We start from the raw sequence: 12,967 nt of genomic DNA, 5'->3' as shown, positions 1-12,967 counted from the left end.
GAGAACGCATCGACGAGTTGGGGCGACACCCTCTACGTCTCGGGCGCCGGCGCGGCGCTCGGCAACTGGGACACGAACAAGGCCATCCGGTTGTCGTCGGCGACCTACCCGAACTGGTCTGTGCGCGTCGGACTGCCTGCCGGCTCGAGCATCGAGTACAAGTTCTTCACGAAGAGCGCCGACGGTTCGATCCACTGGCAGTCGCCGCCGAACACCACGAAGACACTCCCCGCGTCAGGTGACGTGACGTACACCGGCACGTACTAGTTGTACTGCTCAGGGAGGTTGGTTGATTCGGTGTGACGACTCGCTGTAGTTGTTGGAATGGGGTGAGGGCCCCCGGGGCGAAAGTGGAGTTGCTCAGTCAACCACTTACCGACCTGAAAGGGCCCTCGTGTCTCACGCTAACGCAGCTCTCACCCCACGTCACCGTCTCCGCATCGCGCGCCTGATAATCGATGACGGCTGGCCCGTCGCTCATGCCGCGGCGCAATTCAATGTTTCCTGGCCTACGGCGAAGCGTTGGGCCGACAGATACGCGGCGATGGGCGCAGCGGGTGTCGTGGATCGTTCTTCTCGCCCGCACTACAGCCCAACCAGGACCCGGCAGCAGCTCGTCCGGAAAATTGGGCATCTGCGGTGGAAGCAGCGCCAGGGCCCGGTCGCGATCGGCGCGAAGCTCGGGATGCCAGCATCAACAGTGCACGCCGTTCTCGTGCGGTGTCGGCTGAACCGGCTCGGCTACATCGATAAACACACCGGTGAGGTCGTCCGCCGCTACGAACATGACACTCCGGGCTCGTTGATCCACGTCGATGTCACGAAGTTCGGCAACATTCCTGACGGGGGCGGGCACCGATACGTTGGCCGGCAGCAAGGTCGCCGGAACCGGGCCGCTACCGTCGGGATTGTCAGAGATGCTCGTTATGAACCCCGGCCGGGGAAAGAGTTCGTGCACACCGTGATCGATGACCACTCCCGGGTCGCGTACGCCGAGATCCACGCCGATGAAACCGCCGCCACCGCCGCGGCCGTGCTGCAGCGGGCGGTGTCCTGGTTCGCCGTCCGCGGCGTCACTGTGCAACGAGTGCTCTCCGACAACGGGTCAGCGTACAAGTCGCATCTCTGGCGCGATACCTGCGCGGAACTCGGGATCACACCGAAAAAGACCCGGCCGTACCGGCCCCAAACGAACGGGAAGATCGAACGATTCCACCGCACCCTCGCCGACGGGTGGGCCTACAAACGGTTCTACCCCACCGAAACCGCGCGCCGAAACGCCCTCCCCGCATGGCTCCATGAATACAATCACCACAGACCCCACACCGCCATCGGAAGCCACCCACCCATCAGCCGGTTAACCAACCTCCCTGAGCAGTACAACTAGCCCCGCCGAGCCTCCGAAGCCCGGAGCGCCCCGCCGAACTGCGAATCGGCGGGGCGTTCCGTATGAGGGCTCGTTGATGTTTGGGCTCGTCGATGTCAGGGCTCGTCGACCGGGGTGTCGGGCGTCACGTTCTGCACCTCGACCGGGCCGGTGAACTGGCTGCCGCGCAACTCGGAGCGGGCATCGCCGCTGAACAGGGCATCCGGCGGGGTGCTCGACCGCGCCGTCTTCGTGCGCGGCGCGTCGGTCTCGAGCGGCGTCTCCGAGAGCTCCACTCGCGCGTGCGGAACCGTCTGCGGGCTCACCTGCTGCACCCAGCTCACCATCGATTCGCGCACGTAGCACCGCAGATCGAAGAGTGTCGGGGCGTCGACCGCCGTCACGAGAATCCGGATGCGCACATACCCGGCCACCGCATCGGTCACCTGCAGAATGGCCACGCGGTGATCCCACAGCTCGGTCTTCTCGATGACGCGGTGCAGTTCGTCGCGCATCGCGTCGGGCTGCACGCGCCAGTCGAGATCGAACTCGACGGAGCCCATGAGTTCGGAGTTCTTGCGGGTCCAGTTCTGAAACGGCGTGGTGGTGAAGTAGGTCGACGGCAGCACCATACGCCGGTCGTCCCACAGGTGCACGACCACGTAGGTGAGGGTGATCTCTTCGATGCGGCCCCACTCGGTCTCGACGATCACGACGTCGTCGACCCGAATGGCGTCGCTGAAGGCGAGTTGTACTCCAGCGAAGACGTTGGCGAGCGTCGACTGGGCGGCCAGACCCGCGATGATCGAGATCAGCCCAGCGGAGGCCAGGATGCTCGCGCCCGCCGCCGAGACGCCGGGAAACGTGAGCAGAATCGCGCCGATCCCCAGCAGCACCGCCGCGACGACCGTGATGCGCCGGATGATCAGCACCTGCGTGCGCAACCGCCGGGCATGCCGGTTGTCGGCCACGTCGATGCGGTACCGCGCGAGCCCGAGGTCTTCGAGAAAGATCGCGAGGGCGCAGACCAGCCACGTGCCCGACGCGATCGAGAGCACCAGGAACGTGTGGCTGAGCCCTTCGCGCCATCCCGGGTCAAGATCGGTGGCCTGTACCGCCGCCCAGAGAGCGAGTACCAGCAAGAAGATGCGGAAGGACATCCGCGCCCGTTTGATGAGCAGGCCGGCCCAGGCCTTCTTGCGGGCGATACGCCGCACGACGAAGGCCGTGACCGCCGTGATGACAACGGCGAGAACGACGGCGATCAGAACGTAGACGAGCGCTTGCAGCCACGGCATATCGCTCAGCATAGGGAGGCTCAGCACCGAGAGAAAGGAACCGTCGGCGATCACATTCGACGGCATAAGAGATTCGGGCAAAAAACGCATCCTTCACGGGTTCGTGAGATGGGTTTCGAGCGGCGCCGCACAAAACTTCGGTGCCTCCAGCCTGTCACGCTCCTGTGCCCGAACCTCCGTAACCCCTGAGCGCAGCCTCGGCGCGGGGCGCCGCCCGGGTGGCGCGTAGGCCACGCCGTTTTGCGCAGAAGCACCCAAAACACGCGACTTGGGTGCTTCTGCGCAAAGTGGATGCGGGTCAGGCGGTGGCGGGAGGCGGGGGCGAGGAGGCGGCCACCGGCGCAGCCGCACCAGCCGCGGCACTCGCGGGCGCAGCAGCACCAGACGCGGCACTCGCGGGCGCAGCAGCACCAGCCGCGGCACTAGCGGGCGCAGCCGTACCAGCCGCACCAGACGCGGCACTCGCGGGCGCAGCAGCACGGGCCGTGGCCGTCGCGGTGGCCGCGACGCCCTCACCGGCAGAGGCGGGCGCGGCGGCACCGGACGACGGGCCCCAGGTGCGCGCGGCGGGCTTCGCGAAGAAGAGCACCGCGACCGCGCCGAGCAGCGCAACGATGGCCGGCAGCAGCATCGCCTGCGACATCGCCGTTGCGAAACCGGCCTTCGCCACATCGGGCAGCGCACCGGTTTCGCCGGCAGAGGCGCCGCCGCCGGCGGCCGCCGGAAGCAGGGCCGTCAGACGCGACTGCATGAGTGCGGCGATCGCCGCGCTACCGATGACAGCACCGACCTGGCGGGTCGTGTTGTACACGCCCGAACCCGCGCCGGCGAGCTGCGGGTTGAGGTTACGAGTCGCCGTCGTCGACAGCGGAGCCCAGATGAACGCGTTGGCGACACCGAGCAGGCCGAGCGGGAAGAGCAGCATCCACAGTTCCACGGTCGGCGTCATCAGTGCGCTCTCCCAGAACAGCGAACCCGAGAGGGTGAGAAAGCCGAACAGCGTCAGGATGCGCGGATGCACCCGATCGACCAGACGGCCGACCACCGGCGACAGAGCGCTGGTGAACACTGCCATCGGCACGAGCAGCAGAGCAGCCTGCGTGGGAGAAAGGCTACGAACATCCTGAGCGAAGAGCATGAACGGCAACACCATGCCGGTGATGACGAACCCCATCACCGTGATGCCGACGTTCGCCAGCGAGAAGTTGCGGTCGCGGAAGACCTTGAGCGGCAGCAGCGGCTCGCCCTTGTTGAGAAACTGCCAGGCGATGAACAGGCCCAAGAAGACGATGCCCACGATGATGAGCCCCCACACCGAGATAATGCCGGTGATGGTTCCCCAGTTGTAGGTTTCGCCCTCTTGAATGCCGAACACGATGCAGAACAGCGCAATAGCACTGAGCACCACACCCAGAATGTCGAACTTGTGGTCGCGCGTCTTCAGCACCGGCACGAACTTCAGCGCGAGGATGAAGGCCACCACACCGATCGGCACGTTCACGAAGAAGATCCATTCCCAGCCGAGCCCGTCGGTGAGCACACCGCCCAGAATCGGTCCGACCAGCGTTGCGACACCGGCGACGGCACCCCAGAGCGCCATGGCCTGGCCGCGGCTGGTCGCCGGGAAGATGCGCGTGATGACCGCCATCGTCTGCGGCGTCATCAGCGAGGCACCGAGGCCCTGCACGACACGGGCGATGATGAGCGTGTTGATGTCTCCGGCGAACCCGCACCAGAGCGAGGCGAGCGTGAAGATCACGAGCCCGGTGAGGTACACATACTTCGGGCCGAACTTGTCGCCGAGGCGGCCGGTGATGAGCAGCGGCACGGCGTAGGCGAGCAGGTAGGCGCTCGTGACCCAGACGACAGCGTTGATGTCAGCGTCGAGTCCCCGTTGAATGGCCGGTGTTGCGACCGAGACGATGGTGCTGTCGACCAGGATCATGAAGAACCCGATCACCAGCGTCCACAGTGCGGGCCACGGCTTTGCCATGGTTTCCATTGGTATTCCTTACATTTGTGTTTGCACGTTTGTGATTGTGAAGTCGTTAAGGTGTGGGTGCCGAAGCGAGAGAGTATTCGGCGTGCGCCTCAGCCGCGACGTGTTCTGCGCGATCGAAGTCCGGGTCGTCCAGCCAGACGATGTCGTGCGAGGTCAGGTCGGCGACGAGTTGTTCGATCCAGGCGATCTCTGTGGTCAGTAGTGCTTCACGATGCGAGCCGTGCAGGTAGAACAGCTTCAAGGCACCCTGTGCGCTCTTTTGAGAAATCAGATCACGCACCACCGACAGTTGCTCGCGCAGCCGCGTGAGCCGAACCGACAACAACTGGATGACCGTGGCTCTCGGCAGGTTATGAGCCTCACTGATCGCCAATTCGAACTCCGGATACTCGTTCGCCGGCGTCTCGAGCAGCTCGCTGACGCGGGCCTCGAGCGCGGCCCGGCCCGCCGGAGTGATCTCGTAGGTCGTCTTTTCTGGGCGACTGCCGTCGCGGCCTGTTCCCACGACGGCGGCGAAGCCGTCGCGGGCCAACCGGTCGACCGCGTGATAGAGCGACCCCGGGCGCACTTTGACGATCTCGTTCTTGAATCTCTTGATGAGCAGCTGGTACATCTCATACGGGTGCATCGGCGACTCGGTCAACAGCGCAAGCGCAGAGAGACTGAGCGGAGTGAGAGCTGCCGGGGCCATGCGCGAGATTCCTGTTCGAACGATATTCCGGACGAATTATTCGGTGTGAACTATTCCACATGGAATATACGCCGGTCTCAGGTCGAGCGCAAGCCATCTTTCGCGCGGCGGCGGTGCGATATGCCAGCAGCCAAACGGCGAGGGCGAGAAGCACCAGCACCACAGCCTGGATGCCCACCACGGGCATCCCACCGGCGCCGTATGCGAAGACGCCGAGAAACGCGCCCGCCGAAGCTCGGCCCGGTGACCCACAATCGAGCTGCGGGATTGTGCGGGTGTCGGTACTGAACACCCACACAAACCCGCAGCTCGATTTACAACGTTAGACGTTCAGCGCCACGTCAGCCGCGGATTCCTGGTTGAGGCCGGCGGCGTTCGGCGGAGCGACGTCGGGGTCGATGTCGCCTTCGGCGAGCAGCGCCTCGACACGGTCGGCGAGCGAGCCGTCGACGTTACGCCAGTACTGCAGGGCGCGCGCCTTGATGTCAGGGATGGTGACCTGGCCCACGTGGCCGGCGATGTTGTTCGCGAGCCGCTCGCGAGCTGCGTCGTCGAGCACCTCGCGAACGAGGGTGCCGGCCTGGCCGAAATCGTCGTCTTCGGCGTGCAGGGTAGCCGCGGTGCGCTGCAGCTCACCGTCGTTCTGCCAGCCCGCACTGTCGGCAGCGACATCCGGTGACGCAGCCGGGCCGCCCACCGAGTTCGGCGCATAGACCGGCGTCGACGGCGGGTTGTACGCGTAGCGCGCCGCGCCGTCTTTCGAGTACGAGTTGACGGGGGCGGCATGCGGGGCGTTGACCGGCAGCTGGGCGTGGTTGGTTCCGACGCGGTAGCGGTGGGCATCCGCGTAGCTGAAGATGCGCGCGAGCAGCATCTTGTCGGGGCTGGCCGCGATTCCGGGCACGAAGTTCGAGGGGGCGAACGTGGCCTGCTCGATCTCGGCGAAATAGTTCTCGGGGTTGCGGTTCAGCGTGAGCGTTCCGACGCGGTGCAGCGGGTAGTCGCCGTGCGGCCACACCTTCGTGAGGTCGAACGGGTTGAACCGGTAGGTCGCCGCATCGGCGTAGGGCATGATCTGCACCGAGAGCGTCCACGAGGGGAACTCGCCCCGGTCGATGGCCTCGCCGAGGTCGCGGATGTGGAAGTCGGCGTCTTCGCCCGCGATCTGGTTCGCGGCCTCCTGCGACAGAATCTCGATGCCCTGGTTGGTCTTGAAGTGGTACTTCACCCAGAACCGCTCGCCCGCGGCGTTGATCCACTGATAGGTGTGCGAACCGAAGCCGTCCATGTGGCGCCAGGATGCCGGCAACCCTCGGTCACCCATCAACCAGGTCACCTGGTGCGCAGACTCCGGGCTGAGCGACCAGAAATCCCATTGCATGTCGTTGTTGCGCAAGTGCGACCCCGGCAACCGCTTCTGCGAATGGATGAAGTCAGGAAACTTGATGCCGTCACGAATGAAGAAGACGGGCGTGTTGTTACCCACGAGGTCGTAGTTGCCCTCGGTCGTATAGAACTTGAGCGCGAAACCGCGCGGATCGCGCCACGTGTCGGGGCTGCCCTGCTCGCCGGCGACGGTCGAGAAACGGGCCAGCGCCTCGGTGGTCACGCCGGGCTGAAAAAGTGCCGCGCGAGTGTAGGCCGAAACGTCGTCGGTGATCTCGAGGGTGCCGAATGCGCCGCCGCCCTTGGCGTGCACGATGCGCTCGGGCACCTTCTCGCGGTTGAACTGCGCGAGCTTCTCGACCAGGTAGTGATCGTGCAGCGGAATGACGCCGTCGGCGCCGACGCTCTGCGAGTGGTCGTCGCTCGCGACGGGGGCGCCGGAGTTGGTGGTGGTGTACTCAGTCATATTCTCTCCATCGGTTTCGTAGTGATTTCAGTTGCGTAGTAACGATTAGGTCTGTGCCGCCTGGGCTGGCTGCGTTAGCTGCGTCGACTGGGCTGGCTGCGTCGACTGGGCCGCCTGGCAGTCGGGGCAGAGCCCCCAGTAGGTGACCTCGGCGGTTGCGATGGCGAAGCCGCCCGCCTCCGACGGTGTCAGGCACGGCGCATGGCCGACCGCGCAATCGACGTCTTGCACCGCACCGCAGGAGGTGCAGATGGCGTGATGGTGGTTGTCGCCGATGCGCCGTTCGTACAAGGCGGGCGATCCCGCGGGCTCGATGCGACGGATGAGTCCGGCCTCGGTCAAGGCACCGAGCACGACGTACACCGACTGCACCGTGATGTCGGGCTGCTGCTTCTGCACCGCGCGGAACACGGCGTCAGTGTCGGCGTGCGGCAGGGCATCCAGTGCTTCGAGAACCGCGAGACGCTGCGTCGTCACGCGCAGACCGGCGGCACGGATGCTGTCGGCTGGCTCGGACGTCATGCGACCAGCTAAACACTTATTGTGAACAATTCATAATAAGAATGGCTCAGTTCGGGATGGACTCACCCGTACGCGGCCGGCCGCTCGCGTAGAATGAACGCATTCGCCCGCCGTTCGAAAAGAGTCTCCGGTGCCTACCATCGTCGTCGAAGTCATGCCCAAAGCCGAGCTTCTTGACCCGCAGGGCAAGGCCGTCGCCGGCGCGCTCGCTCGCCTCGGCCGCTCGCAGATCAACAGCGTGCGGGTCGGCAAACGCTTCGAGATCGAGGTCGACGGGCCCGCAGACGACGCGATTCTGGCCGAAGTCGCCGCCCTCGCCGACGAGGTGCTGGCGAACCTGGTGATCGAAGACGTGATCAGCGTGCACTTCGCCGGGGCGGACGGGTTCGGTCTCGACGCCGCAGAAGACTTCGCAACCGGAAACGTCACGAGCGACACGTCGTTCGACGCGGCCGCCGGTGCCACCTCGGATGAGACCGAGCAGCAGCTCGACGACGAGATCAGCGAGGGTCTCGCCTGATGGCCGCTTCGTCTGCGCGCATCGGCGTCGTCACTTTTCCGGGCTCGCTCGACGATCGTGACGCGGCACGGGCCGTGCGTCTCGTCGGGGCTTCGGCGGTGCCCCTCTGGCACGGCTCGCACGATCTCGAGGGCGTTGACGCGATCATCCTGCCCGGCGGTTTCAGCTACGGCGACTACCTGCGGGCGGGTGCCATCGCGAGCCTGTCGCCCATCATGAGCGAGATCGTGGATGCCGCGAACCGCGGTGTGCCAGTGCTCGGAATCTGCAACGGCTTTCAGATGCTCACCGAGGCGCACCTGCTGCCCGGCGGCCTCATTCGCAACGACCACGGCACCTTCATCTGCCGTGACCAGCGGCTGCGCGTCGAGAACACCTCGACGGCGTGGACCAACGCGTTCCCGGCTTCGGCAGAGATCACCATTCCGCTGAAGAACGGCGAGGGCGGGTTCATCGCCTCGTCCGACGTCATCTCCGAACTCGAAGATTCGGGTCGCGTCGTCTTTCGTTACCTCGAGGTGAACCCCAACGGTTCGATGAACGACATCGCCGGCGTCACCAACGCTCGCGGCAACGTGGTGGGCCTCATGCCGCACCCCGAGCACGCCGTCGAGCCCGGCTTCGGCCCCGACACCCGCGTCGCCATGCGCTCGGGTACCGACGGCCTCCCCCTCTTCGCGTCGGCCCTCGCGGGCCTGCTCGCCGCCGCCTGACCCCGCGCTGCCTGACCACTGCTGGCTGACCGCCGCCCGGCAGCTGCCGCATGCCCGCGCCTGCGTGACTGCGTCTTCTGCCGAACGGGGTCGCCCCGTAGGGTGGTGAGATGAGCATCCCGAGCCGTTTGCAACCGCTGCTCGAGCAATTCGACGGGGCCCGTGAACGGCTGGGCGAGCGGATGATCGGGCCCACCAGCAACAGCGGTGACGGTTCGACCGTCGAAGTGCCGGTCATGACCGACGACGAGTAGCCAGGTTCACTCGTCCGCTTTCCCCTCTTCGCGCGTCGTTTTCTGCCGCAATCGGCGGGACTTACCGGCGAAAATCGACGCGCGAGAGACCGGCCGCGACATCCGACGGCCTGCGCGAGGTCGCGGCTGTGGATAACTTCGTGGGCACGATGGGCTGTTGAGGCATTCTGAGCGCGTGCGCAAACCGTCTCCCCTGCCCCCATCTCTTCAGCACTCGGCCTTCTCGGTCGCTCAAGCCCATCGCGCTGGTCTCTCGAACGGCAGACTGCGTAGGCAAGACCTTGCCACTCCATTCACTGGAGTGCGGTCGACATACGGCCCCATCACTTCTGCGGAGCAACTCTGCCGCGCGTACCTCCCACGACTTCGCACAGACCAGTACTTCAGTCACCTCACGGCAGCACGCTTGTGGGCGCTGCCCCTTCCCCGCCCGTTCAACGGGGACGAGCTTCTACATATCTCGTCGCCCATGCGAGGCGCGCGGGTACGCACCGACGGTGTCGCCTTTCACGAGGTGGGCGACGTCATGGCAACGATCACGGTGAGGTTCGGGCTGCCGGTGAGTGATGCCGCCACTACCTGGTGCACGCTCGCTTCCTGTCTCGGAACCGATGATCTGGTCGCGGCCGCTGACGGCGCCTTGTGGGTCGAACGCGAGCATCCTGTGTACAACCCTCACCCGAGACCGCTCGTGGAAAGGAACGAGTTGAACGGCTACGCCGAGCATTTCGGGCGCAGAGGTCGTCGTGCGCTGCTGGCGGCCGCGGCGCTGAGCCGCGTCGGCGCGGCCTCCCCCACCGAAACGAGACTGCGGCTGCTGATCCTCCGCGCGGGTCTGCCCGAACCCGAACTGAATGTGGAGATGCATGATGACCGCGGCCGGTCCCTGGGTTGGGGTGACCTGGTCTATCGCCGGCCGCGTGTATTGGTCGAGTACGACGGAGACCAACATCGCACAGACACGACGCAATACGAACGCGACCAGACACGCATCGCTGATTTGTACGACGCCGGATGGTCGGTCATTCGGGTCCGTAAGAAGGGCCTCTTTCGCGACCCGGCTCAGACCGCCGAGCACATTCGCAGAACGCTCTTGACGCGGGGTTACGCACCGCCACCGCCACCGCCCACCGACGCATCTCGCGCGTCGCTTTTGGCCTGAATGCGCAACTCAGACCGACCGAAATCGACGCGCGAGCAGGGTGCGCGGCCTGCGCTACTTCGTCATGGCCCGAGCACCCGACAACACCGGACACCACCCGAGTAGAATTGGCGCGCAACACTGCCGCCCCCAAAGGAGCCCTCCCGCGTGTCTGACAGCCCCACGAGCATCCGCCCGACCGTCGACAGCACCCGCTCGACCGTCGACAGCACCCGCTCGACCGTCGAGAGCATCCGCCCGACCGTCGACAGCGTCAGCGTCGCCGAGGCGACACCCGAGAAAGAGCAGCCGTACGCGGCGCTGGGGCTGAAGCCCGACGAGTACGCGCGCATCCGCGAGATTCTGGGGCGGCGGCCCACGAGCGGCGAACTCGCGATGTACTCGGTGATGTGGAGCGAGCACTGCTCGTACAAGAGCTCCAAGATCTACCTGCGCCAGTTCGGGTCGAAGACCACCGAGAAGATGCGCAAGAACCTCATGGTGGGCATCGGCGAGAACGCGGGCGTCGTCGATGTCGGCGAGGGCTGGGCCGTCACGTTCAAGGTCGAGTCGCACAATCACCCGAGCTACATCGAGCCGTTCCAGGGCGCGGCCACGGGTGTCGGCGGCATCGTGCGCGACATCATCTCGATGGGTGCGCGGCCGGTGGCCGTCATGGATCAGCTGCGTTTCGGCGACATCGACTCCGACGACACGGCCCGTGTTGTGCACGGCGTCGTGGGCGGCATCAGCTTCTACGCCAATTGCCTCGGGCTGCCGAACATCGGCGGGGAGACGTATTTCGACAAGGTGTACCAGGGCAACCCGCTCGTCAACGCGCTCGCGGTCGGGGTGCTGAGGCACGAAGACATCCACCTGGCGAACGCCAGCGGAACCGGCAACAAAGTCGTGCTGTTCGGGGCTCGTACCGGCGGAGACGGCATCGGCGGGGCATCCATTCTCGCCAGCGACACGTTCTCGTCGGGCGGACCCACCAAGCGCCCGGCCGTGCAGGTGGGCGATCCGTTCGCCGAGAAGGTGCTCATCGAGTGCTGTCTCGAGTTGTTCCGGGAGCAGCTGGTGGAGGGCATCCAAGACCTCGGCGCCGCGGGCATCTCGTGCGCGACCAGCGAGCTCGCCAGCAACGGCGACGGCGGCATGTACATCGAGCTCGACAAGGTGCTGCTGCGTGACCCCACGCTCACCGCCGAAGAGATTCTCATGAGCGAGAGCCAAGAGCGCATGATGGCGGTGGTGCAGCCGTCGAAACTCGACGCGTTCTTGAAGGTCGTCGAGAAGTGGGATGTCGAGACCAGCGTGCTGGGTGAGGTCACCGACACCGGGCGTCTCATCATCAATTGGCGCGGCGAGCAGATCGTGAACGTCGAGCCGCGCACGGTGGCAGTGGATGGGCCGGTCTACGACCGGCCGGTCGCGTACCCGAGCTGGATCGACAAGCTGCACGAAGACACCGCCGCCGTGCTGCCGCGCGCGACCGACTCCGACGAGCTGCGCGCGCAGGTGCTCACCCTGCTCGGCAGTGCGAACCTCGCAAGCAAGAGCTGGATCACGGACCAGTACGACCGGTACGTCATGGGCAACACGGCGCTGTCGTTCCCCGACGACGGCGGCATGGTGCGCGTCGACGAGACGTCAGGGCTGGGCTTCGCCATCGCGACCGACGCCAACGGGCGCTATTGCCAGCTCGACCCGTACTTCGGTGCGCAGCTTGCGCTGGCCGAGGCATATCGCAACGTGTCGGTGACGGGCGCGGTGCCTGCCGCCGTAACCGACTGCCTCAACTTCGGCAGCCCTGAGAATCCCGAGGTCATGTGGCAGTTCTCGCAGGCGATCGCCGGGCTCAGCGACGGATGCCTCGAGCTCGAGATCCCGGTGACGGGCGGCAACGTGTCGTTCTACAACCAGACCGGCGGCGCGCCCATTCACCCGACCCCCGTGGTCGGCGTTCTGGGCGTCATCGACGATGTCGCCCGGCGCGTGCCGAGCGGCTGGCAAGACGAGGGCAACAACATCTACCTGCTGGGCACGACTGCGACCGAGCTCGACGGTTCGGCGTGGGCGGGCACCATCCACGACCACCTCGGCGGGCGCCCGCCGCTCGTCGACCTGCCTCGCGAGGCAGCGCTCGGTGCGCTGCTGCACGCCGGAGCCATGCAGGGCCTGCTCGCTTCGGCACACGACCTCGCGGACGGGGGCCTCGCACAGGCACTGGCCGAGGCCGTGATGCGCTTCGGCGTCGGTGCGCGGGTGTGGCTCGAAGAGCTGATGCTGCGCGATGGCATCGACCTCACAACGGCGCTGTTCAGCGAATCGACGGGGCGGGTCATCGTGTCGGTTCCGCGCGAAGACGACGTCAAGTTCATGGGGCTCTGCGAGGGTCGCGGCTACCCGGTGCTGCGCATCGGGGTCACGGATGCCGGCGCGGGGTTCGCTTCGTCGGAGTCGGCGGTCGGCATCGGTATCGAGCCGACTCCGGTGACGGATGCCGCACTCGACATTCAGGGCCAGTTCCGCATTCCCATCGCCGAGCTCTATGCCGCGCACCGCGGTACCCTGCCGGCGCGCTTCGGCGCGACGGTGGCGTAGC

The 12,967-nt window shown here is 66.0% G+C and carries 10 protein-coding genes and 2 pseudogenes; 7 read left to right on the top strand and 5 right to left on the bottom strand.

The window, feature by feature from the left end:
* Together LQ955_RS18290 and LQ955_RS18285 are read left to right on the top strand one after the other, a co-directional pair.
* Positions 1-267: pseudogene (locus LQ955_RS18290) on the top strand (carbohydrate-binding module family 20 domain-containing protein); the annotation flags it as partial.
* Positions 268-394: 127 nt separating this feature from the next.
* Complete coding sequence (locus LQ955_RS18285; RefSeq protein ID WP_231028190.1) at positions 395-1,387, top strand: IS481 family transposase; 993 nt, start codon at positions 395-397, stop codon at positions 1,385-1,387.
* A gap of 95 nt (positions 1,388-1,482) precedes the next feature.
* Here LQ955_RS18285 and LQ955_RS18280 read toward each other — a convergent pair whose 3' ends face one another.
* The 5 genes from LQ955_RS18280 to LQ955_RS18260 form a co-directional block, all read right to left on the bottom strand.
* Positions 1,483-2,664 (bottom strand): mechanosensitive ion channel family protein, encoded by a 1,182-nt coding sequence (locus LQ955_RS18280; RefSeq protein WP_231028189.1) that lies wholly within the window; start codon positions 2,662-2,664, stop codon positions 1,483-1,485.
* Positions 2,665-2,962: 298 nt separating this feature from the next.
* Positions 2,963-4,666 carry a DHA2 family efflux MFS transporter permease subunit gene (locus LQ955_RS18275; RefSeq protein WP_231025905.1) on the bottom strand — a complete coding sequence of 568 codons (1,704 nt, stop codon included), beginning with the start codon at positions 4,664-4,666 and terminating at the stop codon, positions 2,963-2,965.
* Between the two features lie 46 nt (positions 4,667-4,712).
* Complete coding sequence (locus LQ955_RS18270) at positions 4,713-5,357, bottom strand: PadR family transcriptional regulator (RefSeq protein ID WP_231025904.1); 645 nt, start codon at positions 5,355-5,357, stop codon at positions 4,713-4,715.
* A 322-nt stretch (positions 5,358-5,679) separates the two neighbouring features.
* Positions 5,680-7,209, bottom strand: a complete 1,530-nt coding sequence (locus LQ955_RS18265; RefSeq protein ID WP_231025903.1) for a catalase — start codon at positions 7,207-7,209, stop codon at positions 5,680-5,682.
* 45 nt (positions 7,210-7,254) lie between these two features.
* A complete protein-coding gene (locus tag LQ955_RS18260) occupies positions 7,255-7,731 on the bottom strand; it encodes a Fur family transcriptional regulator (protein ID WP_231025902.1) in 477 nt (158 codons plus the stop codon).
* Positions 7,732-7,861: 130 nt separating this feature from the next.
* On the opposite strand from LQ955_RS18260, the pseudogene purS reads away from it, so the two are divergent.
* The 5 genes and pseudogenes from purS to purL form a co-directional block, all read left to right on the top strand.
* A pseudogene (gene purS, locus LQ955_RS18255) lies at positions 7,862-8,101 on the top strand (phosphoribosylformylglycinamidine synthase subunit PurS); the annotation flags it as partial.
* Between the two features lie 149 nt (positions 8,102-8,250).
* On the top strand, positions 8,251-8,964 hold the full coding sequence (gene purQ, locus LQ955_RS18250; RefSeq protein ID WP_231025901.1) for a phosphoribosylformylglycinamidine synthase subunit PurQ: 714 nt from the start codon (positions 8,251-8,253) through the stop codon (positions 8,962-8,964).
* A gap of 110 nt (positions 8,965-9,074) precedes the next feature.
* Positions 9,075-9,218 carry a hypothetical protein gene (locus tag LQ955_RS18245; protein WP_231025900.1) on the top strand — a complete coding sequence of 48 codons (144 nt, stop codon included), beginning with the start codon at positions 9,075-9,077 and terminating at the stop codon, positions 9,216-9,218.
* A 526-nt stretch (positions 9,219-9,744) separates the two neighbouring features.
* Positions 9,745-10,380: a DUF559 domain-containing protein gene (locus LQ955_RS18240; RefSeq protein WP_231025899.1), complete on the top strand. Its 636-nt coding sequence runs from the start codon at positions 9,745-9,747 to the stop codon at positions 10,378-10,380.
* Positions 10,381-10,611: 231 nt separating this feature from the next.
* Positions 10,612-12,966 carry a phosphoribosylformylglycinamidine synthase subunit PurL gene (gene purL / locus LQ955_RS18235; protein ID WP_231028188.1) on the top strand — a complete coding sequence of 785 codons (2,355 nt, stop codon included), beginning with the start codon at positions 10,612-10,614 and terminating at the stop codon, positions 12,964-12,966.
* Position 12,967 lies beyond the last annotated feature (1 nt).

Source organism: Subtercola endophyticus (assembly GCF_021044565.1).
GTDB lineage: Bacteria > Actinomycetota > Actinomycetes > Actinomycetales > Microbacteriaceae > Subtercola > Subtercola endophyticus.
Note: the sequence above shows the minus strand (reverse complement) of the source record. Positions and strands in the feature narration are given on the sequence as shown.

Bases quoted from the DNA above. Each gene is read 5' to 3' on its own strand.
- LQ955_RS18240 (WP_231025899.1), top strand. From the start codon at position 9,745: ATGGCAACGATCACGGTGAGGTTCGGGCTGCCGGTGAGTGATGCCGCC.
- LQ955_RS18265 (WP_231025903.1), bottom strand. From the start codon at position 7,209: ATGACTGAGTACACCACCACCAACTCCGGCGCCCCCGTCGCGAGCGAC.
- LQ955_RS18260 (WP_231025902.1), bottom strand. From the start codon at position 7,731: ATGACGTCCGAGCCAGCCGACAGCATCCGTGCCGCCGGTCTGCGCGTG.
- LQ955_RS18275 (WP_231025905.1), bottom strand. From the start codon at position 4,666: ATGGAAACCATGGCAAAGCCGTGGCCCGCACTGTGGACGCTGGTGATC.
- LQ955_RS18245 (WP_231025900.1), top strand. From the start codon at position 9,075: ATGAGCATCCCGAGCCGTTTGCAACCGCTGCTCGAGCAATTCGACGGG.
- LQ955_RS18280 (WP_231028189.1), bottom strand. From the start codon at position 2,664: ATGCCGTGGCTGCAAGCGCTCGTCTACGTTCTGATCGCCGTCGTTCTC.
- LQ955_RS18270 (WP_231025904.1), bottom strand. From the start codon at position 5,357: ATGGCCCCGGCAGCTCTCACTCCGCTCAGTCTCTCTGCGCTTGCGCTG.
- purQ (WP_231025901.1), top strand. From the start codon at position 8,251: ATGGCCGCTTCGTCTGCGCGCATCGGCGTCGTCACTTTTCCGGGCTCG.